The following is a 24,563-nucleotide window of genomic DNA, read 5'->3' on the forward strand; positions in this document are numbered from 1 at the left end:
TCAGAGATGCGGGTTTTAATTATTTGTCGGGATAATATTGGTGACACGTTACTGACCACGCCGCTGATCAGTGCGCTGGCGGAGTCGGGGCAGCATCAGGTTGATGTGCTGACTAACAATTATGCTGCGCCAGTGCTGCAGCATAATCCCTCTGTCCGGCAGCTCTTCTATTACACGAAATTGCATCACCGCGAGGCAGGGCAGGGACGGCTGGCCTGCGTGTTACAGCGGCTGAAGCTGATGCTGACCCTGAAAAAACAACGTTACGATGTGGTGATTCTGGCAAAAAGTCGCTGGGATCAGCATGGTCTGAAGTGGGTTAAAATCGTCCGGCCCGCCAGAGTGATTGCGCTGGGTGAGCAGTCGCATCCGCTGATAACCGATCTTTTGCCGCCGCCCAGCCAGACACCCTGTCATATCAGTGAAACCCTGTTCAGTCTGGGACGGCAGCTCAATCTCAGTGCCACCGCGCCAGGCAAACTGACACTGCGGCCGGATGCTGCGATTGCCGCCAGCCTGCGTGACACCCACGCGATTGATGCCAGCGTGCCGGTTTATGCGTTGCAAATCAGCGCCCGCAAGCCGAGCCAGCAGTGGGAGGCCGCACGGTTTGCCGGGCTGGCTGAGAAAATTGCGGCGGGTCATCCCTGCCAGATTATGCTGCTCTGGTCACCCGGCAGCCGCGATAATCCGCGTCATCCTGGCGATGATGAAAAAGCACGTGAAATCATGGCGCTCTGCCCGCACCTGCCGATTAAGGCGGTATCAACCACCAGCCTGCCGCAGCTGATTGCGGCTATGTCGTTGTGTCAGGGGCTGATAAGCAGTGATGGCGGCGCAATGCACATTGGTGCTGCGCTGGGATTACCTGTAGTGGCGCTGTTTGGCGACAGCGACCCGGCATGCTGGCATCCGTGGGGGGTAAATCATCAGGTGCTGCAACCGGCGTCGCGCAACGTCAACGCGCTGAGCAGCCGCGAGGTATATGACGCGTTCGCCCAAACCCTTATTCAGTAATCCGCTTCAGGCCAGCGTCCCCGGCTGGCTGCTTCACACAGCATGGCGACCGTCACGGGACGATACCCGCGTGGTGTAAACCACCCCGCCAGTGTAAAACCTCGCGGGTGCGCGGCCGGAAAATAGCGGGCATCATCATAATGCTCAGAGCAGACATTGAAAGTGTCAAAAAAATCGCTCATCAGAATCGCGAACTCCACCTCATTCAGCGGAAGCTGCTGCAGATGAAACCCCGCCCGATCCACTTTCCTGAACCAGCCGAGTGCGTTTGGCTGATTGTGGTATTCAATCAGCGCAATAATCGCGTGAGAAAGGTCGTTCATTACCCCACCAGTTTCGCCACGGCCTGCTCAACTTCTTCAGCCTTAATCGACGCCATCGGATGCTGTGACGCCGTTTTATCCGGACGATGGATAATAATGTGGCGATCGCTGTCCTGACAGGGTCCGGTGTAGCGCGGATTGGCGGTAGAGAACAGGCTGACCGTTGGCGTCTGTGCCGCCACGGCGATGTGCAGCGGACCGGTATCGCCGGTAACCAGCAGGTCCAGCGTGCGGATCAGGGTAATCAGGCCGCTGAGATTCGTTTTACCCGCCATCGGCGTCACACGCTGACGGTAGTGCAGCGGCAGGCTTTCGAGAAAGGCTTTCTCAAGGGGCTGTTCAGCCGCGGTACCGGTCACGATAATTTCCGCATCAGGCCAGCGGTCAAGCAAGGCGGTTGCCAGCTGGCTGAAAGAGGCCAGCGGCCAGCGGCGAATATCTTTAGAGGCGCCCAGCTGAAAACCGATGCGGCGATGGGTAGCCGTTGCAGTGGAAACGCTATTTATCTCGGGCAGATGCATGCGGGTCTGCTCTGTCTCTGCACCCAGCGCTTCAATCAGTTTCAGCTTGCGTTTGATGGTGTGGTCGTCGAAATAGCCTGAATAGTGATCAAGATATTTATTCAGCACAGGTGACTCACTGCCGTAATGATCGCGCACAATCGCCTTACTGCCGGTCAGTACCGAACTCATAATATCGTAGGGAAAATGGGCATGTAATATCACGGACAGATCAGGTTTCTGGCGACGCAGTTTGAAAAACAGCGGCAGGAAATTAGCCACTTTGTTATCCCAGATATAGATCTTATCGAACCAGTTATAACGGCTGACGAGATCCTTATTTTTCTTGCTGGAAACCAGAATAAATTTGCTGGTGGGAAAGCGATTCTTCAGACTCCAGATAGCCGGGGTATTCATCAGAAAATCGCCCAAAGCCGTGGTGGAATAAATCACCACGGTGCCGGGTGTCAGCGCTTGCAGGGCCTGCGGTTGAGTTCTGCCTGAAAATCGAGAATAAAGCGTTAAAAGTCGGTCTATCAGATAAATCTTTTTTTTCTTCACGTCTGAATTCTCTTAAACATATCAAAAATATTAACCAAAAGGTGTTGTGCATTATTAGAGAATAACCTTACGGCTAAAGTTCAATAAGGAAAATTATTTTTTATTGATTGTAGAATATTTGTTTAACCTGTTTCCACAATTTTAGTGTTGTTTATTCAGGGTATATATACAGGATTGTGTAAAAAAGGCAGGCAATCATCGAAAAGAGTGGGGAGGATTCTTATAATAATAAGATACCGGGCTTTTAATTACGGTCTTAATTACTAGCAGGTTAACGATGAGGGGGTTTATTTTACGGGCGCTATTTAATATGAAGATAACAGAAGCAAACCCCGGCACGCGGGCCGGGGCAGGGTATTACGACTGCGGCTGACCCACCGGACCTGAACCCAGGGTGCCGCCCGGTGAAGACTGGCCACTCGGTGCATGTGGACGGCCATCTGCTTTGATCGCATCACTCTTGTGCGAGCAGCCCGCCAGAGAGGTTAATGTCGCTGCAACCAGCAGCAGGGCAGGAATTGTTTTCATAAGATCACCTTGATGTTGTCAAAAGAGAACGTAATTAAGCACGGAGACTCACCGTGTGCTGGCCGGTAAGGGCTTATCTTTCAGATGTTTCTCAGCATGCGGTCAATCAACGCCAAAAAAAACGGAAGCCCGTGGCTCCCGTTCTGTTGACGTTCAGACGTATTATTTACGGCCCAGCAGGAAGCCGATGAATACGCCGACGCCTGCAGCAATGGCCAGACCGGCAACAGGATTGGACTGAACCTGATCCTTGATGCACTCAGCAGCGTCACGTGCAGCGTAGCTTGCCTGGTTGGTATAGCGACGTGCTGCGCCTTTAGCCTGATGCTCAGATGAACCGGTTGCAGCGCCCCATTGTTCCTGAACTGCGCCAGCGGCTTCTTTTACTTTATCTTCGATTTTTCCTGACATTTAATTGCTCCTTGGATTTGAGTAAGACTCTCAAAGCGTAGCAAAGATAGTGAATTCTGCACCGCCAGCGCTGAATAAGGGGCTAAAAAATCATTTCTGGCTGTTAACGGCGCTGCGTTTGCGGGCCAGCCATTTCCTGTCTAGCCTTTTGGGAAGAGAGTCACAGCCGGAGGAGAAACGATGAAACGTGATGCACTGAATGATGATGACTATGATGAAGTCTGCCGCGTGATTGGCGATGCAGTTATTGTGCTGATGGAGCGCGGTCATGACACCCGGCGTGGCGAAATCTATGACCTGCTTAAACGCACCCGCCAGCAGCGCGCCCACAGTGAACGGGATGAGCAGCGGATGCTGGATCACGCTATCCGTCTGGTTAAATCTGACGTGTAGCGAAGTGTGGAAACAGAGCGCTATTGCAGCAGCACGCCCTGAATCAGACTGGCCTCAACAATGGTAACTTCATCCATTTTCAGCGCCTGCATATACCCTTCCACCAGTAACAGGTTGCTCACGTCAGTGGCGCGGTAGTCACCCTGCAGTTCGCTGTCGCCTTTCCAGACCTGCTGCTGCGAAAGCTGACTCAAGGCCGCCAGCGTATAGCGATGAGGTTTACCCGGTAACTGATTGCGGATCGAAAAACCGTGTACGCCACCGATGCCAATTATCCTGCGATCCTTCACATCCTGTTTGATCTGAGGACTGACTTCATTGGCAGCATAAAACTGCACAAAGCGCAGCACTGACTGCCGCCAGGAGCCAATCGGATTGGGCGATTTTGCCTCCGGGCTGTTCTTCAGCACCGTCAGGATAAAGTTTTTCAGCGTCACCGAGGCCAGCCTGCCCTGATAGATATCCGCAACCGGCTTGCCCGCCTGCTGTCGCCAGGCGGTCATCTGCATGGATCCCCCTCCGATGTCCCAGACCAGCAACTGATCATCACGGATCGCCGGATCGTTAAGCGCGGCTTTCGCAGAAAGAAACCCGAGTTTCGCCTCCTGTTGCTGCGAGATAATGCTGATTTGCGCACCGCTCTGGCGCTGTAACTGTTCAATCACAGCCTGACCGTTACTGGCGTTGCGGAACACCGCCGTGGCAACCCCGCTGATTCGCTGTGGATGAAAGCGCTGTGCGTTCGCCACGAGCTGCTGCAGTGCGGCAGCACCTTCGTGGGTTATCGCCGGACTCAGCTGGTTATCCGTGGAGTGGGCTAATGCGTCGTTCCAGGCCACGGCACGCTGATCCTGATACAGCATTTTTTCGATGCGCAGCTGGCAGACATTGACGCGTGCTACCGCAATTTTGGTGGTGCCGGAACCGATATCCAGACCGGCGCGGATTTGCTGACAGCGATCGGCCTGGGCGGCAGCGGCAAAAAACAGCGAGCAGAACAGCGTAAAAACAGACAGCGCAGCAGAACGCATAGCAACTCCGGGGCAGAGGGGATCAGAGTGAACGGGCGGCGACGCAGGCCGGATAGACGCTCACCAGGAAATGGCGCAGATGATCAAAACACCATTCGGCGTCATCGGCCTGCGGACAGTAGAACTGGATGGTCATCTTCTCGTAATCGCGCTGACGCTGGCGCAGCGGCGACCAGCTCCAGTCAAGAACCGATCGGGCGTAGTTCACCAGTGTCTCTGCGGGCAGCTGGTGCTGCTGCTCCTGGCCGGTGAGGTAGCGGTAAAAGTGCGTTTCCAGCTGCAGCGCCTCCTCGTGGCCGTGCTGGGGCAGATCGGGACGAAAGGCCACATCAATGAAGCCACAGACCGCGTCTTCGCGCTGCTGCCAGTCGCAGGCCAGGGTCATAAAAAGCCCCTCCTGCAGATTGACCTCTTCGACCAGTCGGCGCAGATTCGTTGAACGGTTCAGCACCCGAATCTCTTCAAGGCGACCGGTTTCCAGCGTCAGATCAAAGCCACAGGGATTAACCGAGCCATCCGCATTGCGGGTAGCGGGGAAGGGGAAGTCGATATAACCGTTGTTATCCAGACGTTTTTCCATCGGGGAGACCTGCTGCTTGACGTTTCCTGACAATAAACCATCTGGCAGCAGGATTCATCCCTTATGGACAGGTCCAGGTGATTTGGGTGTCCTGATAAGGATTAATCAGACGGAACTGCTTATCTGACAGACGCTGCGCGTAGTAGCCTTCACGCGTCACGGAGGACGGAACATACTGAAACCGATCCAGCGACTGCAGCAGGCCGCTGTTAACGCTGACATTATCCTTGGTCACGGTGAAGCTGTTGACCAGATCAAAAATTACGCCCTGAGTCTGCCCCATCGACTGACCATAAATTGTCGAGACCTCACCCGGGCATTCCACCCCTTTCGGGCCAGATGAACATCCAGTCACCATCGCGATGAGGATAAAAATGCTGAGTCGCATCATGATTTTCTACCTGCTTCAATCCCTGGGCGTGTTGTGGCGCAGAGTCTATCCTGTTACACCCACAATATCTTAATTATAGCGGTTTCCGCTATGCTTCCTGTTTGTGATTTGTTTAATCGTTAAGCAACAGGAATGTAAAGGGGTGACTTTGCTTATCAATAAACGGTATTCTTGGCTCCTTTGCGCACCACTTAGGCAAATCCAGGGATAAATGATGAAAGAAGAAGAAGCAGGTCTAATGATTATTCGCCACGCGATTGACGTGCTGGAAGCCGATAAGAAGCAACAGGTGCTCGCCTGCTCCGCAGATATTCGTGCCGCAATGCAGGCCTACGATAGCGAAAATGCCGGGCTGGCGCTGATGTTAGTGGCCGCTGAAGTGGCAGCCGAATAATCCCTGTCCGGTCAGGCTGGCAGTCTGTCAGCCTGGCCCGATTACTTTATCTTTTCTCAACTTTCAGCTTTTTTCGCACGCCCATTCCATCTTTCAATGGTCTTAGTGACCTTTGCCTTACACCTCTCCTCGCTTATTTTCTATGTTAAGCTAAGAAAATTCTCAATGAAATCAGTGGAGACACCGCATGAAGGCAGCGTTTATTGCTTTGGGCCTGCTGGCCTGCCACGTCGCACCTGCCTGGAGCGAAACCGAATTTCAGCTTAACTGTCCCGGTCGGGCGACCATGACGGTCTCGCGTGCCGAATATGGTTTAACCACCCTGATGTGGCCGCAGGGACACTTTCAGATAGCGGCCGGTCAGCAGCGTACCCGTTTAGAGGGGGGCGATCGGGTGGCGATCACCCGTTTTCGCAATGGCGATCAGCTGATTGTGAACCAGCGCAGCCAGGCGACCTTCTTTGTTTACCGCGACAGCGATACACTGCTGCCCTGCAGCCGCAGTGAAAAACGCGATGTGGATGCGTTGAGCCTGGAGCGTTACGACGATCGTCAGCGCTCCGACACCTAGCCCCGGGAGCCACTATGCAACCTGAGATTACCGACAACGTTACCGCACTGGATCTGGATGAGGTCCGGCTGGGTCTGACAGCTTATAACAGCAAATTTGTTGAGGCGGATGAGATCAGGGCAATTGGCGTATTTATCCGGGATGAGCAGGGCAAAAAGCTGGCCGGACTGACCGGCTCGACCGCCGGTAACTGGCTGCGGATTGATATGTTGTGGGTAAGTGAGGCGCTGCGCGGGCAGGGGGCTGGCACGAAGCTGATACAGGCCGCCGAGCAGGCGGCCCGCGAGCGCGGCTGCCGCTATGCGCAGGTGGATACTGCCAGTTTTCAGGCGCGTCCGTTTTATGAAAAACTCGGCTACACCCTGCGGCTCACGCTGGGGAACTATCTGCGTCATCACCAGCGTCACTATCTGACCAAAATAATGTAATCAGAACAGCGGATTTTCACGCAAATCCAGTGGATGCTGTTCAGCTTCATCAATTGCGGCCAGCCAGCTTTGCAGCGTCACTTTTTTCCAGGAAAGATGTCCGCGCGTGGTACTCATCAGCACCACGTCGGGACGCAGCGATCGATAAAACTCCAGCGTCTGACTCAGCTCAGCGGGATTACTGTCCGGCACCAGCACGGTGATCCAGCGGTCATGCGAGCGGGTCACGGTGTCGCCAGCAAACAGATAAGTCAGCCCCAGCGGCGAAGTGTAGAGATAGCTGCAGCTGCCCGGCGTGTGGCCTGGCGTCGGCAACAGATAAAAATCCCCGAAGTGCGTTTCCTGCTGTGAAAAGGTATCGTCAGGCTCCGCAAAACGGCTGACAGGGCCTAATGACCGGCTGTGGCAATAGAGCGCGCTGCTGAAGCGCTGCTGGATCACCGCCGCACCGGGCGCGGATTCGTGCCAGTGGGTCAGATAGTGACGAATGACGCCGCCGGTATCGGCCAGCACCTCGTGATCGAGCGGATTTTCTACGCGGCCAATCAGCAGATTGCCGCGCGGATGACGCAGCATAAAGCCATGCATCATCAGGTCATTAACGGCATCTTCCACCGGAAATTCCGGGGTTGAGATCCACAAATCGTCATACAACGGCTTCAATGTCGATCTCCTGAAACGCTCTCTATTCCCGCAGGACGGGATGCCCGGTCGCCTGCAAATGGGCGTTGCCCTGGCTGACCGCTAATCGCGCGCTGGCACCCAGCGGCAGTGTTACCGTGTCAGCGGCATGACCAAAATCTAATCCACATATCACCGGCAGACCGGTGGTGTCACGCACGCGCTGCCAGACAGTACTGAAATCAAACCCATTATCATATTCCGACAGGGCCGTGCTGGTGAAGCTGCCGGTGACAATCGCCCGCTGTCGCGCCAGAATGCCGCTCTGCTGCAGCTGAATCAGCATGCGTTCAATGCGGAACGGATGCTCATTCACGTCTTCTATCACCAGAATACCGTTCTCAATCTGCGGCATCCACGGCGTGCCGATCAGTGAGCAGATCATCGCCAGATTTCCGCCCCACAGCGTCCCCTGCCACTCGCCCTGATCGGACGTTTCGCTCTGCCAGTTCACCTCTACTGTAGGTGATGTCAGTGCCTGCCAGAAGTGGTGAAGGGTAAATTCAGATAAGGTCGCGGCACCGAAATTCCCGGCCAGCATCGGCGCACTAAAGGTAATCAGGCCGACCTGCGCCAGCAGGGCCAGCTGAATGGCGGTAAAGTCGCTGTGGCCGCACAGCGCCAGCGGCTGATTCAGCAGACGACGCTGCAGACCGATGTAGTCGATAGCGTCCAGTAACCGGCTGGCCCCATAACCGCCCCGAACCGCCAGCACCACGTCGGGCAGGGTACGGAGGCTGGCAAGCTGGTTGATATCCGCCAGGCGTTCAGCATCTGTTCCGGCGAAACGCTGAAAACGGCGGGTGATCACCTGCTCGTTCTCCACCTGATGGCCCGCCGCACGCAGTCGCGCAATGCCCTGCAGCGCCGCAGGCTGATTGTGACAGTAACCGGAGGGGGAGATAAGACGAACTGAACGTGAAATCATCATACTTTCCTGCTGTTAGCGCTCATGACTGACGGCGATGATGGCGAAAACCTCTGCTGAAGTCACGGTACGCGCCACATATTCGTGTATTTAGGATAAACGGTAATTTTGCTGACAGGCTGCCTGGGTATGATAGCATTCGCCACAACCGCTACGAGACGAAAAATTGCTGAAAATCCGACACCTTATACTCTCGGCGTTACTCCTGACTGGCTGTGCCAGCGAGCCACCGCACCATGCCGTTAAGCAGCGCAACACGCCGCTAACGCAGGCACCGCCGTCCAGCGTCAATGGAACCTGGGCCATGTTTACCGAAGATGCCGCCAGTCATTATGGCGTTGATGAGAAGTTGATCAGCGCCATTATCAGTGTCGAATCGGGTGGAAATCCGGGCGTAGTGAGCCGTTCCAATGCGGTGGGGCTGATGCAGATTAAAGCCTCAACCGCCGGGCGAGAAGTCTATCGTACGCTGGGCCGTCGTGGTCAGCCGTCGAATGCCGAGTTGCGCGATCCGGCCAAAAATATTGATATCGGTACGGCCTACATCCGCATCCTGCAGAACTCCGCGCTGTCGGGCATCCGCGATCCGCTGACCCTGCGCTACGCCACCATCGTCTCCTATGCCAACGGTGCCGGTGCGCTGCTGCGAACATTTTCCCGCGACCGCGATCGGGCCATTGCGATGATCAATGCGATGTCACCGGATGAGTTCTATCAGCATGTGCAGAACAAACATCCGGCGGCGCAGGCACCGCGCTATCTGTGGAAAGTCACCACCGCTTACCGCACCATCTGACCGGATCTGATTAGGCCTGCGGCGTGAGAAGCAGTCGCGCCGTGGGATAGTCGATAATCAGCACCTTGATGTAACCGCCCAATAGCGCACCGCGAATCGCCTGCGCTTTTTCCCGTCCGCCTGCCAGCCCGACAACCTGCGGACACTGTTTCACCTGCGCCAGCTCCATTCCAATCACCGGATCTTCTTCCGCTTTCAGCACAGGCTGCCCGCAGGCGTCAAAATAGTGCAGGCAGATATCACCTACTGCGCCGCGCGCCGCCAGCGTCTGCAGCATTTTGCCATCGTAATAGTTACCAGAATTGCGCAGCAGCGCTGACGGCTCCAGATCGCCGATGCCGACAATCGCCAGATCCACCTGCTCAAATTTGCTCAGCACCTCAGCCACCTCTGCGTTGGCCGACAGGCGCTTGCGATCGCTGACCGAATGTTCAATTGACTGCGACGGCAGCAGCCAGGCGGGGCAGTTCAGCAGCGCCGCCAGATTCTGAGTCAGAATAGTGGCCTGCACGTTGCCGTTAGCCCCGACACCGCCCAGCAGCTGGATCACACCCTTGCAGGCGCTGTTAAGCGGATGCAGTGCATCTACCATCGCCCGGATCGTGCCGCTCCACGACGAAATGCCGATCAGCTCATCGTTACGCAGCCGGGTCTCCAGATAGTGCGCGGCTGCCGAACCAATCGCCTGCTTAATCTGCAATGCCGACGCCTGATCCGGGACATCCACCACAATCGCCTGCGGCAGGTTATAGGTCTGCTCAATCGCCTTTTCCAGTTCAGGGTAGACGTTGGCCGGTGGCACCACGCTGATCTTGACCACACCCTCTTTCACGCTGCGATTAAGAATGCGTGAGACAAACGACTGCGATAGGGTGAGCGACTGCGCAATCTCTGACTGCTTCAGCCCTTCGACATAGTAGAGCGTCGCAATCTTCACCATCAGTCGCTGTTCATCCTGTTTTGCCATCGGTTTTTCCCTCTCTGAATCTGCCCGGTATTGTTAACCAGGATGATCAAAATCACAACGCGGGCTAATTTGTGATCGTTTTCGCTTTTTGACGATCGCGCATTGGACGACGTATCCGCGCAGGCGCATAGTCATTATGCATATAAAATCGCGTGTGAATATATATTCAAGCGGAGAAAAATAGATGACTCGTCCTCTGATCAAACTGACCCTGCTGGCTTCGATGATCGCTTTTTCTGCCACGGCGCTTGCCGCAGAGCAGGGCCTGCTGGCGATTATCACCCCTTCCCATGACAACCCGTTTTTTAAAGCCGAGGCGGAAGGCGCGTTAGCCAAAGCCAAAGAGCTGGGTTACGCCACGCTGGTGGCCTCGCATGACGATGACGTTAACAAACAAAACCAGCTGATTGAGACCGCGATTGCGCGCAAAGCGAAAGCGATCATTCTTGATAACGCTGGCGCAGATGCCACGGTCGGGCCGGTACAGAAAGCCAAAGATGCCGGTATTCCTGCCTTCCTGATTGACCGCGAGATCAACAAAACCGGCATCGCCGTGGCGCAGATCGTCTCCAACAACTATCAGGGCGCGCAGCTGGGTGCAGAGAAATTTGCAAAGTTGCTGGGCGGTAAAGGTGAGTACGTTGAACTGCTGGGTAAAGAGTCTGACACCAACGCCGGTGTGCGATCGCAGGGCTATCACGACGTGCTGGATGATTACCCCGGCCTGAAAATGGTGGCGCAGCAGAGCGCCAACTGGAGCCAGACCGAAGCCTTCAGCCGCATGGAAACGCTGCTGCAGAAACACCCCAACATCGTGGGCGTGATCTCCGGTAATGACACCATGGCGCTGGGCGCGGAGGCCGCGCTGAAAGCCGCCGGGAAAACCTCGGTGATTGTCGTGGGATTTGACGGCAGCGATTACACCCGCGATTCCATCCTGAACAAAGGCAACATTAAAGCGACGGTGCTGCAGCCGGGCTGGGATCAGGCGCAGATGGCGGTCACGCAGGCGGACTACTACCTCAGGAACGGAAAAGCGCAGAAACAGGAGAAGCAGCTGATGGACTGCGTCCTGATTGACGACAGCAACGCCGCTAAGCTGAAAAACTTCAACCTGGCGAAATAACGATGAAACGGATGCTGGCGGTATTGATCGGTGTGGCGTTGCTCAGCGCCTGCACCGTGGTGGATCTGGATGCAGACGGTAACCCGATTCTGCCGAAAGATCCGCACGCGAAACCCAGCTATACCAACCAGACGCCGCAGCAGATTGCGGAGGAGACCTGGCAGCCGCGGGTAATAACCGCCGCGAACGGCCACGCACTGAGCTGGGCCGACATGGAGGCGAAAAGTCAGACGGTCAAACCCGGCGGGCGTGAAAGCGTCTTTGTGCGGGCCAGCGGGAAAGCCAGCGCCTTTGATGCGCAAAATCCGCGTGAACGCACGCTGACGCTGACCATCAACGGCAAACCGGTGGTAATCAACGTCGGGCCGGTGCTGCGCAGTAACGCTATCCGGGATGCCGCCGGTTTTCGTTTCGAGGAGTTCACTAATCAGGTGCAGTACGCCCAGCTGACGCGGGCGCTGAACCGTCACGCGGTGAAGCAGCTACCGCCGCTGGACGCCAGCTGGGTCAATCAACCGGTTCAGGCGCTGCTGGCGGTGAGCATCGGTCACAACAGCATTGATGATGTGGTGGCGGTTGAACTCCGGCGGGGGACGCCCTGATGAAGGATGAGATCATTCTGCGGGCCGAGCAGATATCGATGCTGTTTCCCGGCACGCTGGCGCTGGATCGCGTGGACTACCGGGTCTGGCGCGGCAAAGTTAACGTCATCATCGGTGAAAACGGGGCGGGAAAATCGACCCTGATGAAAATCCTGGCCGGGGTACAGCAGCCTACCGCCGGTTCGCTGTTCCTGAATGGCGCGCCGCTGACGCTGAGCAGCACCCGCGATGCCGCCCGGCACGGCATCGGCATGGTGCATCAGGAGCTGAACCTGTTTGAAAACCTCACGGTGGCGGAAAACCTGTTTCTGGGCCGGGAGATCCAGCGTGGGCTGGCACCCATCAATGAGGCGGAGCAGGCTCGCCGTACTGCCGCACTGATGGCGCGACTCGACCAGCCGATTTCGCCCACTGAGCGGGTCGGAAATCTCAAAGTGGGTCAGCAGCAGCTGGTGGAGATCGCGAAAGCGCTGGCGGAAGATGCAGACATCCTGATCCTCGACGAGCCGACGTCGGCGCTCAGCAAAACCGAAGTGGAGATCCTGTTCCGGGTGATCCGCGACCTGACGCAGCAGGGCGTTACCCTTATCTACATCTCCCACCGGCTGGAAGAGCTGATGGCGATTGGTGACGTCATTACCATTCTGCGCGACGGACGCTTTCAGGCGGAAGCCCCGGTCAGCACCATTGATGTGCCGTGGATCGTGCGTGAGATGCTGGGCAGTGAGCCGGTCACCACTTTCCTGCCGGATGCGCGTGAGTATGGCGCACCGGTGCTGGAAGCGCAGCATATTACCTGCATCAGCCCCAACGGCAATACGCTGGTGGATGACGTCAGTTTTCAGGTGCGTGCCGGGGAAATCGTCGGGATCTACGGACTGATGGGCGCGGGACGTACCGAGCTGTTTGAATGTCTGCTCGGCAGCCAGCGCGACTACCTCGGCAGGCTGTGGCTCGACAGCAAACCGCTGCCAGCCCGTCTGCCGACCGCCGATCGCATCCGGATGGGCATGAGCCTGGTGCCGGAAGATCGCAAACGCGCCGGGATTTTCCCGGTCTCGTCGGTGGCCAGTAATCTCACCATCGCCAGCCTGTGGCGGCGACTGTCGCACCGTTTTGCCATTGCGCATCAGGCAGAGCAGCAGGCGGTGAACCAGACGGTGGGCAAGCTGGCGATCAAAATTTCCTCGCCGGACGTCGCCATCAGCGCACTCAGCGGCGGCAATCAGCAGAAAGTGGTGATAGGCCGTGCGCTGCTGACCAATCCGCGTCTGCTGCTGCTGGATGAGCCAAGCCGCGGCATTGATGTCGGGGCCAAAGCCGAGGTGTTTCGCACTATGGTGGCGCTGTCGCAGCAGGGCATAGCCGTGCTGTTCTCCACCTCAGACCTGAAAGAGATTATGGCGGTAGCCGATCGCATCCTGGTGATGTCGGGCGGCAAACTTACGGCTGATCTTCCCCGCGACCAGGCGGAAGAGGCAGCGCTGGTGAAAGCAAGTGCGCAGGGGTTCTGAGCATGAAAAGCAATGACAGCGTCGCGCTGAACACACGTCCGGTTAAAGCGTTCAGTTCACGCGAAAGCATTCTGCTGCTGCTTCTGAAGCTGCGCACGTTTATTGCGCTGATTCTGATTGTCGGCTTCTTTGCCATCACCGTGCCGGATTTTCTTGCTACCGGCAGCCTGGTGATCATGGTGAAACATATCGCCATTAACGCCTTTCTGGCGCTGGGCATCACCTTTGTCATTATCACTGCGGGCATTGACCTGTCGATTGGGGCGACGCTGGGGCTGTGCGGCATGATCGCGGGCTGGCTGATTACCAAAGGCATTGTGCTGCCGATGTTTGGCATCGCTATTTTCCCCAGTGTCTGGGTGATTGTGCCGGTGGTGCTGTTAGTCGGCGCGCTGATTGGCGCAGGTAACGGCTGGATCATTACCCGCTACAACGTGGCCCCCTTTATCTGCACCCTTGGCACCATGTACATCCTGCGCGGCGCGGCGATGCTCACCTCCGGCGGCGAAACCTTTCCCGGTTTGCAGGGCAACCCACTGCTGGGCAACACCGGTTTCGATCGCATTGGTGCGGGAACCTTGCTCGGACTGCCGTATGCCATCTTGATGATGGTGCTGCTGGCGCTGGTGATCGCCTATATTGCGCGCCGCCTGCCGTTTGGCCGTCAGGTCTATGCCATCGGTGACAACGAGCGGGCCGCTGAACTGTCAGGCGTAAAAACCCGGCAGGTGAAAATTCTGGTCTACACCCTGTCGGGGTTCTGCGCGGCCATTGCCGGCATCGTGGTCTCCTCGCAGCTGGTCGCCAGCCATCCGGCGAACGGCACCGCGTTTGAGATGAACGCGATTGCCGCCGTGGTGCTGGGCGGCACCTCGCTGGCGGGCGGACGCGGCACGATTGTCGGCACGCTGATCGGGGCGTTTGTCATCGGCTTTCTGGCGGATGGCCTGATCATGATGGGCGTCAGTGAATTCTGGCAGATGGTGATTAAAGGGATTGTCATCATCATTGCTGTGATCATCGACCAGACGCAGAGCCGGATGCAGCAGAAGGCGGCGGTGGTGGCACAGAAAGCATTAATTGAGGAGGGCAAACCGGCGAAACCCTGATCGCGGCGGGACGTGCAGGCCGTGTTGCTGCGTGTCTCCGCACCCGGCGATGGCCTGGTGGTCAGAGTGGCAAACAGCGGGGAGTGCCTGCATATGGCACTAATTTCTGGCAGAAATTTTTTTAACTGATGTGAATATATATTCATAACCGATTTAAAATTCAGAGGTAGTGTATGAATCCTTTCAATCTTCCGGTCGAAGACCTTGAGCGTCGGGCGCGTGCTATCCGCCGCCGCATCATCCAGCTAAATGCAGGCAGCCCGGCGGGCGGTCATACCGGCGCTGACCTGTCGCAGGTGGAGATCCTCACCGCGCTCTACTTCCGCATTCTGAACTGCGCCCCGGATCGCACCGATGACGCTCAGCGTGACATTTACATCCAGTCCAAAGGACACGCGGTGGGCGGCTATTACTGCGTGCTGGCGGAGGCAGGCTATTTCCCCACCGACTGGCTGGCAACGTATCAGCATGCCGACTCCCATCTGCCCGGCCATCCGGTGCGGCAAAAAACGCCGGGCATCGAACTGAACACCGGCGCGCTGGGGCACGGGCTGCCGGTGGCGGTGGGCATCGCTATCGCGGCGAAAAAAGATAACAGTTCGCGCCGCATCTTTGTGGTCACCGGCGACGGGGAGCTGGCCGAAGGCAGCAACTGGGAGGCGGCCCTGGTCGCGGCGCATTACGGGCTCGACAACCTGATCATCATTAATGACAAGAACAAGCTGCAACTGGCGGGTGCGACCCGCGACATTATGAACACCGATCCGCTGCCGGAAAAATGGCGTGCGTTCGGGCTGGAGGTCACCGAATGCAACGGAAACGAGATGGCGGCGGTGGTCGACACCCTTGAAAACCTGCCAAAGAACGGCAAGCCGCAGGTGATCGTGGCGCATACCGAAAAGGGATTTGGTGTCTCCTTTATTCAGAGCAAAGCCGAATGGCATCACCGGGTGCCGAAAGGCGAAGAGATTGCGCTGGCACTGGAGGAACTGAAAGATGAGTAATGCACAACATTTAGCAAGCGTTATGGTCACGGCCTTTATTGACGCGGTGAATCGCGGCGTGGATCTGGTGCCGGTGGTGGCCGATTCCACCTCAACCGCCAAGATCGCCCCCTTTATCAAGGCGTTTCCCGACCGGCTGATCAATGTCGGCATCGCCGAGCAGACGCTGGTGGGCACAGCGGCCGGGCTGGCGCTGGGCGGCAAAGTTGCGGTGACCTGTAACGCCGCGCCGTTTCTGGTGTCCCGCGCCAATGAACAGGTGAAAGTTGATGTCTGTTACAACAACACCAACGTCAAACTGTTCGGGCTGAATGCCGGAGCCAGCTATGGCCCGTTAGCCAGCACCCACCACAGCATTGACGACATCGCGGTGATGCGCGGTTTCGGCAACATTGAGATCTATGCTCCTTCCTGTCCGCTGGAGTGCCGCCAGATCATTGACTATGCCCTGGAGCACGTCGGGCCGGTCTATATCCGTCTGGATGGCAAAGATCTGCCGCAGCTGCACGACGAAAGCTACCGGTTCCAGCCGGGCGCAATCGATCTGTTGCGGGAAGGCAGCGACATCGCGCTGGTGGCGATGGGCTCAACGGTTCACGAGGTGGTTCACGCTGCTGAGCAACTGGCTGAAAAGGGCATTTCAGCCGGTGTGATCGCGGTTCCATCGATTCGTCCCTGTGATACCCGACAGCTGCGCGATCTGTTAAATCACTACCCAGCGGTGATTACCGTGGAGGAGCACAACGTCAACGGCGGTGTCGGCAGTCTGGTGGCTGAAGTGCTGGCGGAAGGCGGCTGCGGCATTCCGCTGTTACGGCTCGGCATTATGGATGGCGAATATGCCATTGCAGGCGATCGCGCCTCGACCCGTGCCCATCACGGCATTGATGCCAGCAGCGTAGTTAACCGTGCAGCGCGCATCTGCGCAGGAGCATAAACATGGCGGGACCCCTGATTCTGGCGATCGACGAAGGCACCACCAACGCCAAGGCGATAGCGGTTGATCGCAGCGGCTGCGTAGTGGCACGTGGTAGCCAGAGTTTAACCTTGCAACATCCGCAGCCCGGACTGGCTGAGCAGGATCCGCTGGCGATCTGGCAGGCGGTAAAACAGGCCATGACCCACTGTCTGTCAGCCTGTGATGGGGCACCGGTTGCTGCCGTGGCAATCAGTAATCAGCGCGAGTCGGTGCTGATCTGGCAGCGGCGTGATGGTCAGCCGCTGACGCCGCTGGTGAGCTGGCAGGATCGACGCTCCGAAGCATTCTGTCGCGAGTTGCACCAGGCGGGTAAAGCGCCCCGTATCACCGGCTTAACCGGTCTGGCCGTTGATCCGATGTTCCCGGCCGCCAAGCTGACCGGGATGCTGGCCGCCATCCCTGACGGCGCAGCGCGTGCCGCCGCCGGTGAGCTCTGCATCGGCACGGTCGACAGCTGGCTCAGCTGGCAGCTCAGCGCGGGCGAGATATTTGTGACCGATCATGCCAACGCCGCCCGCACTCAGCTTTACAGCCTGCATCTTAATGACTGGGACGACGAGCTGCTGGCGCTGTTTCAGCTGCCGCGTGCCGCACTGCCGCGAATTACCGCCTCAGCCAGTGAACAGGGCGTGGTCGCGGTGAATGACATTCCCGGCTTAGCGCCCGGTACGCCGATTCTGGCCCGCATCGGTGACTCACATGCTGCGTTGCAGGCGCAGCGGCGCGGTGCGTCAGAAGTGGTGAAAGCCACCTACGGCACCGGATCGTCGCTGATGATGTCTATGGCGACGCCGCTGCTGACGGAAAATGGTCTCAGCACCACCGTGGCCTGGCATGACGGCACGCTGCGCTACGCCTTTGAAGGCAACATCACCCACACGGGTTCCGGTGCCGCCTGGCTGGGCAAACTGCTCGGCGTGCAGGATCCGCGCGAGCTGACCGCCATGGCACAGCGCTGCAACGACAATCAGGGCATCTATTTTGTTCCGGCACTCTCAGGCCTGGGCGCGCCCTGGTGGGATCTGCAGGCGCGCGGCATGGTGTGTGGACTGACGGACGCCGCCACGCCCGACGTGCTGGCGCGGGTGGCGCTGGAGTCTGTCGTCTGGCAAATCGCCGACGTCTTTTTTGCGATGGAGCAGGCCAGTGGCCAGCAGCTCCCGGCGCTCTGCGTGGATGGCAGCGCCACTGAAAATAGCTGGCTGATGCAGTTACAGGCGGATGTGTTACAGCGGCCGCTGCAGCGGGTGCCGACCGCCGAGGTCTCCGCGCTGGGCGCGGCGCTGCTGGCGGGCAAAGTGCTGGGATGGTGGCAGCAGGGCAGTGATATGCAGGCACTGCAGGGCGGCAGCATCATCATGCCGCGTGAAGAGAATGCCCAGCGTATGCAGGAAAACTATAAAGGCTGGATCGACGCGGTTGCACGCTGCCGTTATCAGCCACATTAATCCTTATCCGGAGCAGAGCCATGTCAACACTTCCTCAGCAGTTAACCTTCGGCGTCATTATTGGCAACCGGGGTTTTTTTCCCAGCTATCTGGTGGGCGAGGCACGGCAGCAGGCCGTCGCGCTGTTTGAAAAGATGAACATCAATACGGTAATGCTGGATGAAACCCAGACCAGCCTGGGCGGCGTCGAGACGCGGCAGGAAGCCAAAATCTGTGCTGCGCTGTTTCGTCAGCATCGCGAAGCGATTCACGGCATTGTGGTGCTGCTGCCTAACTTTGGTGATGAAAAAGCGATTGCCGAGGCGCTGCGTCTGGCGGACCTGAATGTGCCGGTGCTGGTGCAGGCGGAAGAGGACAACCTCGATAAAATGGGGCTGGCGACCCGCCGCGACAGCTTCTGCGGCAAAATTTCGCTCTGCAATAATCTGCGGCAATATGGCATTCCGTTTACCCTGACCCGGCAGCATGTCTGCGCCCTGAGCGGCGAGATCTTTATGCAGGACCTGCAGCGGTTCAGCCAGCTTTGTCGGGTAGTGAATGCCATGCGCCGGGTGCGCGTCGGGGCGATTGGTGCGCGGCCCGCCGGATTCAACACCGTTCGCTACAGCGAAAAGCTGCTGGAGAAGATGGGCATCGCGGTGGAAACCCTGGATTTATCGGAGATTTTTACCCGCACTAACCGGCTGCGTGATGATGATATCCGCGTAGCAGAGAAGCGTGAGATCCTGGAAGCCAACGCCGATGCACGCGGTATTCCGGGTGACAAACTGCTGACCATGGCCAAACTGTTTGTCGTGATCAGCGAGTGGATCAGCGACAACGATATTGATACCACCGCCATTCAGTGCTGGACGTCCCTGCAGGAGAATCTGGGTATTAACGTCTGCTCAATCATGAGCGTTATGTCGGGCCAGCTGATGCCCAGCGCCTGCGAAGTGGATGTGATGGGCGCGCTGTCGATGTATGCGCTCGCCAGCTGTTCGCTGAGTCCCGCCTCACTGGCGGACTGGAACAATAACTTTGGCGACGAGCGGGATAAATGCGTGCTGTTTCACTGCGGGAATTTTGCCAGCGCCAGCCTGGAGTCACCGACTATGGGTACGGCGGATATTATTGGCACCACCGTCGGCAAAGAGAACACCTGTGGTGCGGTGCATGGCCGCATGAAGCAGGGCGATCTCACCTATTTCCGCCTCTCGACCGACGACTTCAGCGGCGAAATCAAGGCCTATGTTGGCGAGGGCGTGTCGGTCACCGATCCGCTGGACACGGTGGGCTGTCGTGCGGTCATTCAGGTGCCGCAGCTGGAGACGCTGCTGGCATGGATCTGCCGCAATGGCTTTGAGCATCATGTCGCGATGAATCACTCGGCGACAGCCGGTGTGCTGCAGGAAGCCTTCAGTGAGTATCTTGGCGTGAATTGTTACCGGCATCAGTAAGCGGTGAGCGTGAGCGGCAGAATCGCTGAACGTCACAACGGCCATGCAGGGGCAGCCTATGTGGCTCCGGTTCTGGCCGCAGCTGCTTTTATGCCCGCCCTCCCGAGAAGAGGAGAGCGGGCAGGGGCTTAACGCGCCATTCTGCGCACCTCGCCGTCGTCACTTCCCACGGCAACCAGATCCACTGGCGGCAGGTTGCCACCGCTGAACTCAACCTGACGAATCGGGAAGGCGAAGCGGATATTGCGCTCTTCCATGGCCGCCATCAGCTGCAGGTTAATCTCCTGCTGAATATCCATGTACTTGTTGTAATCCGCATCCAGCACAAAATAGACCACTTCAAAGGTCAGCTTCGAGTCCTCAAAGGCAAGGAAATGGGCGCGGTCAAAACGGGTGGTCTCAACGCCCTCGATAATCTCTTTCACCAGGGGACTGATCGACCGCACCTGTTCAGAGGGCGTGGCGTAGCTGATGCCGAACCTAAACACGATGCGGCGCTGCTGCATACGCTTGTAGTTGTGGATGGTCTGCTGCAACAGAATCGTGTTTGAGCAGACAATTTGCTCGCCACTCAGGCTGCGCAGTCGGGTGGTTTTCAGGCCGATGTGCTCAATGGAACCGGCAATATCACCAAAAACAATAAAATCGCCATGCTCGAACGGCTTATCGAAACCGATCGCCAGTGATGCAAAGACATCGCTCAGCACGGTCTGAATGGCCAGCGCGATCGCGATACCCCCGACGCCCAGGCTTGCGACCAGCGCGGTAATGTTGATGCCCATATTCGACAGAATGGCCAGGAACATCATAATCCAGACCACGACCCGCAGCAGAATGCCAAGGATCACCGTCGTCACCGGGTTGCGCACATGCAACGGGTCGCGCAGCAGGCTTTTCAGCCATAACCGGATGCCGCAATCAAGCCACAGGGCGAGCTGTACGATCAGCGCCAGGAACCAGCCGTGTGCGATGGTCACACTCCAGGACTCGGGCAGATCAACAAACTTCAGGGCAATCAGCAGCGAAAAAATCAGCAGCAGGGTCTGGCTGGTGCTTCGCAATATCTCCACCAGAATCGCGGTAGCGCGCACATGACGATGTTCGCTGTAAAGCGCAATCCGGTTGGAGATAAAGCGAATCAGGGTTCGTAATACCCAGTAAATCACCAGGGTGGAAACCACCACGATGGCGCTGTTGAGCCAGAGTTCCTGGTTAAAAAAGAGGGAGTGAAAACGACGTGAAGAGAGCCAGTTTTCCATTGGGGAGGGTCTCCTTGCTGGGTTCCGGTTTAAAAGAAAACAAGCAAGAAGCATAGCCTGGATGCGGCCCACCTGTGTGGCGCATCCCTGAAGCCGTTACTGGAAACGGGTCGATTTATCGCGAGCCAGCCGCTCAAGAGCAAAAATAATCTGCTGAAGCTGCCGCTCCTGCGCCGGGTTCAGCGTGGCAAATCGAAAGCTCAGTCGGGGAGTGACACGGGTTTCATTTTTGCGGTTTACCACGCAACGCTCGCCAATGTGCAGCAGCTTTACCGGCACGTCAAAATGACCATACTCGCCCAGCTCGACCCGGAACGAATTAAAGCTGTCGCCGTTCTGCAACCCCTCCGGTAGCGGTTCATCCACCAGCACGCCGATACCGCCCAGTGAGAGATCCTGCAACCGCAGGCGCGTTTTACTGCCATCCGGCCAGACGGTATGACACCAGAACTGCGGCTCCAGCGGGGCGCTGACGCGGAAAAACTCACGTCGCTGAATCTGCCACAGCAGCTCCGGTAACGGTGCGCTAAAGGCAGGCAAGCCTTCAAACGTCACCTTCTCCAGCGAGGCGAGGCTGAACTCTACTTTTGCGCCATAGGTTTCAGCGGTAATGCTGATATCGTCGCTGCTCAGGGCGTATTCGTTATCCAGATTGTTACTGCCCAGGTCAAACAACAGGCGATCTTCATCGGCAGCCAGCATCCGGCTGATAAACTGCCCGCGCGCGAAGCGCACCAGTAATGGCGTCTGCAAGCGCAGCAGATCTTTCATTACGCCCAGAACCGCCAGCGTGCCACGTTTTAAATATTGTTCCTGGTCGGCTTCTTTCACGTCCTGCTCCGCAAGGGTTACTTTATTGTGTTTTTTTGACTCATCCCGGTTATCGGCTCGGTTAAAAAAAGCTTTAGCCAGGGCCTCCCGAAAAATTAGTGTGAGCAGACAGGCATATTTCAGAAAGCTGACTATACTTATCGCAGTAAACCGCTTGATTAATCAGGCGTTCACGCTTTAATCATAAAAAGGAAGGAGCAACAGATGGGTATTATTTCCTGGATCGTCTTTGGCTTAATCGCGGGTATTCTGGCGAAGTGGATTATGCCGGGTAAAGACGGTGGCGGTTTCATTCTGACTATCGTTCTGGGTATTATCGGTGCCGTAGTGGGTGGCTGGATCAGTACGCTGTTTGGCTTCGGCCGCGTCGATGGGTTTAACTTCGGCAGCTTTGTGGTCGCTGTAATCGGTGCCATCGTGGTGCTGTTCGTATACCGCAAAGTACGCAGTTAACCGTAACGGTTTAAACAGAAAAGGGGACGCATCGCTGCGTCCCCTTTTTTTATCTTTCGTTTAATCAGAAGTCGTAACCGACAGTGGCCATCACGCTGCGTTCCGCGCCCCAGTAGCAATAGCCTGTGCCATAACAGCCCGCCACATAGGTCCGGTCGGTCAGGTTATTGGCGTTCACCTGTACCCAGGCACCTTTCAGGCTGCTGTTCCAGACGCCAAGATCGGCACGTACTGACGCATCAAACAGCGTCACGGATGGCACGCGGGTGGTGTTTTGATTGTCCGCCCACTGCTTGCCGATGTAACGCACGCCAGCGCCCGCACTCAGACCGTAATCAAACTGATAATGACCCCAGAGTGCAGCCATGCTGTTGGGGGTAACATACGGGGTATGTCCGCTGTTGCCATCTACCGAATCTTTAAAGCGCAGATGGTTCAGCGTGTAGCTCGCCACGGTGCTCAGACGCGGGGTTAACTGATTACGCGCTTCCAGCTCGATACCCTGTGAATGGACTTTACCTGAGGGGGTAAAAGTGCCGTCCTGGACATTGCGGTTCGCCACATCTTTCTGGGTCAGGTCATAAACGGCCAGGCTGTAGAGATCGCGGGTGCCATTAGGCTGATACTTCACCCCGGCTTCATACTGTTCGGCGGTGGTCGGCTTCAGCAGATTATTGTTGGGATCGGTGAGCGCAGTCGGGGTAATCGCCTGGCTCCAGCTCACGTAAGGCGAGATACCGTTGTCGAAGGCATAAAGCAGTGCCGCGCGTCCGCTGATGTGATCATCCTGACGGCGATCGCTGCCGCTGTTTTCGGCGACGATGCGGTCATAACGGCCGGAAAGATCCAGATGCCAGCGATCCAGCTTCATCTCATCCTGCAGATAGAGGCCGGTCTGGTAATAACGACGGGTGCTGTCTGCCCAGGTCTGAATCGGCATATCACCCACCTGCTCACCGGTCAGGGCATTAAGCTGGTTAGCCGGACCGGAAGCCTCGATGATCTCATTTTTATAGCGGTGATACTCGGCCCCCACGCTGACGCGGTGCTCCAGTTCGCCCGTGGCAAACTCTGCCTGTAAACGGTTATCGGTGGACCAGGCAGAGAGCGACGAGCGCTCGCCAGAGTAATAGCGGTTCAGCAGATCGGGATTATTTTCGTCCCAGCCAATCTGATAGACCTGATCGAGATCGACATTCGAGTGGCTGTAGCTGCCGGTTGAAGAGAATGACCAGACGTCGTTAAAGCGATGGGCAAAATCAAAGCTGTAGATCTGCTCGCGGCGCTTGAACTGGTCGAGATCGCTGTTGCCCTCATAAAAGCCGTTGCTCAGCTTATAGCCGTTGTGTTCGGTGAGGCTGCCATCGCCCGGAACGGAGCCGTGGTAGCCGCCCGAAGGATCTTTTTGCAGATACGCTTTCAGGATCAGATGGGTATCTTCGTCCGGCTGCCACATCAGCTGCGGCATCAGCGCATATTTCTCTTCGCGGGTGTGATCGTACTGTGTATCGCTGTTACGGGTCACGCCGGTCAGGCGAAACGCCCACTGGTCGTTGATCGCATTGGTATAGTCAAACATTGTGCCGGTGGTGGCATTGCTGCCTGCCTGCAGCTGGATATGACCCTCTTCGCTGAACTGCGGACGTTTGGTCACCATGTTCACCAGACCACCCGGCACCGTCTGACCATACAGGGCAGAAGAGGGGCCTTTGATCACGTCGATGCGCTCAAGGAAGGCATTATCGACCTGTAATACGTTGAAACTGCCGGCGTCGCTCATCAGCCGCATGCCGTCGAGGAAGGTATTGTCCACATCGCCGCCGTGGAAGCCACGCAGCGCAATGGTGTCGTAGCGCGTGGCGGCACCGCCAAAGTTAGTGAAGACGCCGGAGCTGTAGCCCAGCGCCTGATTCAGGGTCAGCGCGCCCTGATCCTGCATCTGCTGGCGGGTGACCACGGACACCGACTGCGGCGTGGTGATCAGCGGACGATCGCTTTTGGTTGCGCCCTGACTGGTGGTGGCCAGATAGCCCTGAGTTGGCGAGGTCGAGTCTTCCTGCGGTTGCGCAGTCACCACCATATCGGCAGCAAAACTCAGAGCAGGCGCGGTCAGCGCCAGGGTGCAGAGGCGAATATACCCTCTCAGCGACAGTGACAGTTTCATCAAAATTCCTTTCTTAGCAAAGGTTCAGGCAGGTGAGTAAAGTTATTAATAGGTAATCTCATTATCATAATGAGAATTATTACCTTTTGTAAATTGGCTGCAATTTTGCCTGTTGGCGTAAGAAGGTCAAGTAAA

28 protein-coding genes are annotated in these 24,563 nt (G+C 57.0%); 15 read left to right on the forward strand and 13 right to left on the reverse strand.

Features of this window, described 5'->3' with window-relative positions:
• Positions 1–6: 6 nt before the first annotated feature.
• Positions 7–1,017 carry a glycosyltransferase family 9 protein gene (locus tag N5J69_RS15800; RefSeq protein ID WP_279771536.1) on the forward strand — a complete coding sequence of 337 codons (1,011 nt, stop codon included), beginning with the start codon at positions 7–9 and terminating at the stop codon, positions 1,015–1,017.
• Here the strand turns inward: N5J69_RS15800 and N5J69_RS15805 are convergent.
• From N5J69_RS15805 to N5J69_RS15820, 4 genes are all read right to left on the reverse strand, one after another.
• Entirely contained in the window at positions 1,011–1,340 is a 330-nt protein-coding gene (locus tag N5J69_RS15805) for a DUF1493 family protein (RefSeq protein WP_279771537.1), read from the reverse strand. The two genes, N5J69_RS15800 and N5J69_RS15805, sit on opposite strands and share 7 nt — an antisense overlap.
• A complete protein-coding gene (locus tag N5J69_RS15810) occupies positions 1,340–2,401 on the reverse strand; it encodes a glycosyltransferase family 9 protein (protein WP_279771539.1) in 1,062 nt (353 codons plus the stop codon). The genes N5J69_RS15805 and N5J69_RS15810 overlap by 1 nt, the downstream gene beginning before the upstream one ends.
• Positions 2,402–2,758: 357 nt before the next feature.
• Positions 2,759–2,929, reverse strand: a complete 171-nt coding sequence (locus tag N5J69_RS15815; RefSeq protein WP_279771540.1) for a hypothetical protein — start codon at positions 2,927–2,929, stop codon at positions 2,759–2,761.
• Positions 2,930–3,091: 162 nt separating this feature from the next.
• Entirely contained in the window at positions 3,092–3,340 is a 249-nt protein-coding gene (locus N5J69_RS15820) for a CsbD family protein (RefSeq protein ID WP_279771541.1), read from the reverse strand.
• Between the two features lie 180 nt (positions 3,341–3,520).
• On the opposite strand from N5J69_RS15820, the gene N5J69_RS15825 reads away from it, so the two are divergent.
• Entirely contained in the window at positions 3,521–3,733 is a 213-nt protein-coding gene (locus N5J69_RS15825) for a DUF2767 family protein (protein ID WP_150009627.1), read from the forward strand.
• A 20-nt stretch (positions 3,734–3,753) separates the two neighbouring features.
• Here N5J69_RS15825 and N5J69_RS15830 read toward each other — a convergent pair whose 3' ends face one another.
• From N5J69_RS15830 to N5J69_RS15840, 3 genes are all read right to left on the reverse strand, one after another.
• A complete protein-coding gene (locus N5J69_RS15830; RefSeq protein ID WP_279771542.1) occupies positions 3,754–4,764 on the reverse strand; it encodes a phosphatase in 1,011 nt (336 codons plus the stop codon).
• A 22-nt stretch (positions 4,765–4,786) separates the two neighbouring features.
• Entirely contained in the window at positions 4,787–5,344 is a 558-nt protein-coding gene (locus N5J69_RS15835) for a hypothetical protein (RefSeq protein WP_279771543.1), read from the reverse strand.
• Positions 5,345–5,405: 61 nt separating this feature from the next.
• Positions 5,406–5,735 carry a hypothetical protein gene (locus tag N5J69_RS15840; RefSeq protein WP_279771544.1) on the reverse strand — a complete coding sequence of 110 codons (330 nt, stop codon included), beginning with the start codon at positions 5,733–5,735 and terminating at the stop codon, positions 5,406–5,408.
• Between the two features lie 214 nt (positions 5,736–5,949).
• Here N5J69_RS15840 and N5J69_RS15845 point away from each other — a divergent pair, with 214 nt between their 5' ends.
• The 3 genes from N5J69_RS15845 to N5J69_RS15855 all read left to right on the forward strand — a co-directional run bounded on the left by N5J69_RS15845 (position 5,950) and on the right by N5J69_RS15855 (position 7,128).
• On the forward strand, positions 5,950–6,129 hold the full coding sequence (locus N5J69_RS15845) for a hypothetical protein (RefSeq protein ID WP_279771545.1): 180 nt from the start codon (positions 5,950–5,952) through the stop codon (positions 6,127–6,129).
• A gap of 187 nt (positions 6,130–6,316) precedes the next feature.
• Positions 6,317–6,700 (forward strand): hypothetical protein, encoded by a 384-nt coding sequence (locus tag N5J69_RS15850; protein WP_279771546.1) that lies wholly within the window; start codon positions 6,317–6,319, stop codon positions 6,698–6,700.
• Between the two features lie 14 nt (positions 6,701–6,714).
• Complete coding sequence (locus tag N5J69_RS15855; RefSeq protein WP_279771547.1) at positions 6,715–7,128, forward strand: GNAT family N-acetyltransferase; 414 nt, start codon at positions 6,715–6,717, stop codon at positions 7,126–7,128.
• Here the strand turns inward: N5J69_RS15855 and N5J69_RS15860 are convergent, their stop codons facing one another.
• Together N5J69_RS15860 and ldcA are read right to left on the reverse strand one after the other, a co-directional pair.
• A complete protein-coding gene (locus tag N5J69_RS15860) occupies positions 7,129–7,791 on the reverse strand; it encodes an MBL fold metallo-hydrolase (RefSeq protein WP_279771548.1) in 663 nt (220 codons plus the stop codon).
• A gap of 22 nt (positions 7,792–7,813) precedes the next feature.
• Positions 7,814–8,737, reverse strand: coding sequence for a muramoyltetrapeptide carboxypeptidase (gene ldcA, locus N5J69_RS15865; protein ID WP_279771550.1), 924 nt, complete (start codon positions 8,735–8,737; stop codon positions 7,814–7,816).
• A gap of 166 nt (positions 8,738–8,903) precedes the next feature.
• Between ldcA and emtA the strand changes: the two genes are divergently transcribed.
• Positions 8,904–9,533 (forward strand): membrane-bound lytic murein transglycosylase EmtA, encoded by a 630-nt coding sequence (emtA, locus tag N5J69_RS15870; RefSeq protein WP_086905610.1) that lies wholly within the window; start codon positions 8,904–8,906, stop codon positions 9,531–9,533.
• 10 nt (positions 9,534–9,543) lie between these two features.
• Here emtA and N5J69_RS15875 read toward each other — a convergent pair whose 3' ends face one another.
• Positions 9,544–10,500 carry a sugar-binding transcriptional regulator gene (locus tag N5J69_RS15875; protein WP_279771552.1) on the reverse strand — a complete coding sequence of 319 codons (957 nt, stop codon included), beginning with the start codon at positions 10,498–10,500 and terminating at the stop codon, positions 9,544–9,546.
• 184 nt (positions 10,501–10,684) lie between these two features.
• Here N5J69_RS15875 and N5J69_RS15880 point away from each other — a divergent pair, with 184 nt between their 5' ends.
• The 8 genes from N5J69_RS15880 (at position 10,685) to N5J69_RS15915 (ending at position 19,721) form a co-directional block, all read left to right on the forward strand.
• Entirely contained in the window at positions 10,685–11,626 is a 942-nt protein-coding gene (locus N5J69_RS15880) for a D-ribose ABC transporter substrate-binding protein (RefSeq protein ID WP_279771553.1), read from the forward strand.
• 2 nt (positions 11,627–11,628) lie between these two features.
• The gene (locus N5J69_RS15885; RefSeq protein WP_279771554.1) at positions 11,629–12,228 is read left to right on the forward strand and encodes a DUF2291 family protein; all 600 of its coding nucleotides are present in this window, start codon (positions 11,629–11,631) and stop codon (positions 12,226–12,228) included.
• Positions 12,228–13,742, forward strand: a complete 1,515-nt coding sequence (locus N5J69_RS15890) for a sugar ABC transporter ATP-binding protein (RefSeq protein ID WP_279771555.1) — start codon at positions 12,228–12,230, stop codon at positions 13,740–13,742. Before N5J69_RS15885 ends, N5J69_RS15890 begins: the two co-directional genes overlap by 1 nt.
• A 2-nt stretch (positions 13,743–13,744) precedes the next feature.
• Positions 13,745–14,851, forward strand: coding sequence for an ABC transporter permease (locus N5J69_RS15895; RefSeq protein WP_279771556.1), 1,107 nt, complete (start codon positions 13,745–13,747; stop codon positions 14,849–14,851).
• A gap of 173 nt (positions 14,852–15,024) precedes the next feature.
• Positions 15,025–15,855 carry a transketolase gene (locus N5J69_RS15900; RefSeq protein WP_279771557.1) on the forward strand — a complete coding sequence of 277 codons (831 nt, stop codon included), beginning with the start codon at positions 15,025–15,027 and terminating at the stop codon, positions 15,853–15,855.
• Positions 15,848–16,792, forward strand: a complete 945-nt coding sequence (locus N5J69_RS15905) for a transketolase C-terminal domain-containing protein (protein WP_279771558.1) — start codon at positions 15,848–15,850, stop codon at positions 16,790–16,792. Before N5J69_RS15900 ends, N5J69_RS15905 begins: the two co-directional genes overlap by 8 nt.
• 2 nt (positions 16,793–16,794) lie before the next feature.
• Positions 16,795–18,282, forward strand: a complete 1,488-nt coding sequence (locus N5J69_RS15910) for an FGGY-family carbohydrate kinase (protein WP_279771559.1) — start codon at positions 16,795–16,797, stop codon at positions 18,280–18,282.
• A gap of 20 nt (positions 18,283–18,302) precedes the next feature.
• Positions 18,303–19,721 carry an L-fucose/L-arabinose isomerase family protein gene (locus N5J69_RS15915; protein ID WP_279771561.1) on the forward strand — a complete coding sequence of 473 codons (1,419 nt, stop codon included), beginning with the start codon at positions 18,303–18,305 and terminating at the stop codon, positions 19,719–19,721.
• Between the two features lie 128 nt (positions 19,722–19,849).
• Here the strand turns inward: N5J69_RS15915 and N5J69_RS15920 are convergent, their stop codons facing one another.
• Both N5J69_RS15920 and N5J69_RS15925 read right to left on the reverse strand, forming a co-directional pair.
• Positions 19,850–20,980 (reverse strand): mechanosensitive ion channel family protein, encoded by a 1,131-nt coding sequence (locus N5J69_RS15920; protein WP_279771562.1) that lies wholly within the window; start codon positions 20,978–20,980, stop codon positions 19,850–19,852.
• A 96-nt stretch (positions 20,981–21,076) separates the two neighbouring features.
• Positions 21,077–21,811, reverse strand: a complete 735-nt coding sequence (locus N5J69_RS15925; RefSeq protein WP_279771563.1) for a flagellar brake protein — start codon at positions 21,809–21,811, stop codon at positions 21,077–21,079.
• A gap of 204 nt (positions 21,812–22,015) precedes the next feature.
• Between N5J69_RS15925 and N5J69_RS15930 the strand changes: the two genes are divergently transcribed.
• Complete coding sequence (locus N5J69_RS15930) at positions 22,016–22,264, forward strand: GlsB/YeaQ/YmgE family stress response membrane protein (protein ID WP_013357556.1); 249 nt, start codon at positions 22,016–22,018, stop codon at positions 22,262–22,264.
• A 64-nt stretch (positions 22,265–22,328) separates the two neighbouring features.
• Here the strand turns inward: N5J69_RS15930 and N5J69_RS15935 are convergent, their stop codons facing one another.
• Positions 22,329–24,428, reverse strand: a complete 2,100-nt coding sequence (locus N5J69_RS15935; protein ID WP_279771564.1) for a TonB-dependent siderophore receptor — start codon at positions 24,426–24,428, stop codon at positions 22,329–22,331.
• Between the last annotated feature and the right edge of the window lie 135 nt (positions 24,429–24,563).

Origin of the sequence: Pantoea sp. GD03673 (assembly GCF_029844725.1) — a bacterium.
Lineage (GTDB): Bacteria > Pseudomonadota > Gammaproteobacteria > Enterobacterales > Enterobacteriaceae > Pantoea.

Coding starts and splice junctions, on each gene's coding strand:
- N5J69_RS15800 (WP_279771536.1), top strand. CDS start 7: ATGCGGGTTTTAATTATTTGTCGGGATAATATTGGTGACACGTTACTG.
- N5J69_RS15805 (WP_279771537.1), bottom strand. CDS start 1,340: ATGAACGACCTTTCTCACGCGATTATTGCGCTGATTGAATACCACAAT.
- N5J69_RS15815 (WP_279771540.1), bottom strand. CDS start 2,929: ATGAAAACAATTCCTGCCCTGCTGCTGGTTGCAGCGACATTAACCTCT.
- N5J69_RS15820 (WP_279771541.1), bottom strand. CDS start 3,340: ATGTCAGGAAAAATCGAAGATAAAGTAAAAGAAGCCGCTGGCGCAGTT.
- N5J69_RS15825 (WP_150009627.1), top strand. CDS start 3,521: ATGAAACGTGATGCACTGAATGATGATGACTATGATGAAGTCTGCCGC.
- N5J69_RS15830 (WP_279771542.1), bottom strand. CDS start 4,764: ATGCGTTCTGCTGCGCTGTCTGTTTTTACGCTGTTCTGCTCGCTGTTT.
- N5J69_RS15835 (WP_279771543.1), bottom strand. CDS start 5,344: ATGGAAAAACGTCTGGATAACAACGGTTATATCGACTTCCCCTTCCCC.
- N5J69_RS15840 (WP_279771544.1), bottom strand. CDS start 5,735: ATGATGCGACTCAGCATTTTTATCCTCATCGCGATGGTGACTGGATGT.
- N5J69_RS15845 (WP_279771545.1), top strand. CDS start 5,950: ATGAAAGAAGAAGAAGCAGGTCTAATGATTATTCGCCACGCGATTGAC.
- N5J69_RS15850 (WP_279771546.1), top strand. CDS start 6,317: ATGAAGGCAGCGTTTATTGCTTTGGGCCTGCTGGCCTGCCACGTCGCA.
- N5J69_RS15855 (WP_279771547.1), top strand. CDS start 6,715: ATGCAACCTGAGATTACCGACAACGTTACCGCACTGGATCTGGATGAG.
- ldcA (WP_279771550.1), bottom strand. CDS start 8,737: ATGATTTCACGTTCAGTTCGTCTTATCTCCCCCTCCGGTTACTGTCAC.
- N5J69_RS15875 (WP_279771552.1), bottom strand. CDS start 10,500: ATGGCAAAACAGGATGAACAGCGACTGATGGTGAAGATTGCGACGCTC.
- N5J69_RS15880 (WP_279771553.1), top strand. CDS start 10,685: ATGACTCGTCCTCTGATCAAACTGACCCTGCTGGCTTCGATGATCGCT.
- N5J69_RS15885 (WP_279771554.1), top strand. CDS start 11,629: ATGAAACGGATGCTGGCGGTATTGATCGGTGTGGCGTTGCTCAGCGCC.
- N5J69_RS15890 (WP_279771555.1), top strand. CDS start 12,228: ATGAAGGATGAGATCATTCTGCGGGCCGAGCAGATATCGATGCTGTTT.
- N5J69_RS15895 (WP_279771556.1), top strand. CDS start 13,745: ATGAAAAGCAATGACAGCGTCGCGCTGAACACACGTCCGGTTAAAGCG.
- N5J69_RS15900 (WP_279771557.1), top strand. CDS start 15,025: ATGAATCCTTTCAATCTTCCGGTCGAAGACCTTGAGCGTCGGGCGCGT.
- N5J69_RS15905 (WP_279771558.1), top strand. CDS start 15,848: ATGAGTAATGCACAACATTTAGCAAGCGTTATGGTCACGGCCTTTATT.
- N5J69_RS15910 (WP_279771559.1), top strand. CDS start 16,795: ATGGCGGGACCCCTGATTCTGGCGATCGACGAAGGCACCACCAACGCC.
- N5J69_RS15915 (WP_279771561.1), top strand. CDS start 18,303: ATGTCAACACTTCCTCAGCAGTTAACCTTCGGCGTCATTATTGGCAAC.
- N5J69_RS15920 (WP_279771562.1), bottom strand. CDS start 20,980: ATGGAAAACTGGCTCTCTTCACGTCGTTTTCACTCCCTCTTTTTTAAC.
- N5J69_RS15930 (WP_013357556.1), top strand. CDS start 22,016: ATGGGTATTATTTCCTGGATCGTCTTTGGCTTAATCGCGGGTATTCTG.
- N5J69_RS15935 (WP_279771564.1), bottom strand. CDS start 24,428: ATGAAACTGTCACTGTCGCTGAGAGGGTATATTCGCCTCTGCACCCTG.